This is a genomic window from Pseudoalteromonas sp. SR41-7, assembly GCF_014163935.1.
Lineage (GTDB): Bacteria > Pseudomonadota > Gammaproteobacteria > Enterobacterales > Alteromonadaceae > Pseudoalteromonas > Pseudoalteromonas distincta.
This window is the reverse complement of record NZ_JACJEF010000053.1, coordinates 1-324: the sequence shown is the minus strand read 5'-3', so window position 1 is coordinate 324 and position 324 is coordinate 1. Positions and strand designations below refer to the sequence as shown.

Genomic DNA, 324 nt, shown 5'->3' with positions numbered 1-324 from the left:
TTGATTTCTTTTCCTACGGGTACTTAGATGTTTCAGTTCTCCGCGTTCGCCTCGTTAACCTATGTATTCAGTTAACGATACCTGCAAGCAGGTGGGTTTCCCCATTCGGAAATCCTAGTCTCAAGCGCTTTTTACTAGCTTGACTAGGCTTATCGCAAGTTAATACGTCCTTCATCGCCTCCAACTGCCAAGGCATCCACCGTGTACGCTTAGTCACTTAACCATACAACCCAAACGGGTCTTTGTTTTGTGACAGTTTAACTTCGCCAGAAGTTAATATTGAATACTAAAGTAGATACCAATCAATCAACGTAAAACGTTAAT

General features: G+C 42.0%; 1 rRNA gene. It reads right to left on the bottom strand.

Going from position 1 to position 324, the window contains the following annotated elements:
* Positions 1-223, bottom strand: a 23S ribosomal RNA gene (locus H5092_RS20910); the annotation flags it as partial.
* Positions 224-324 lie beyond the last annotated feature (101 nt).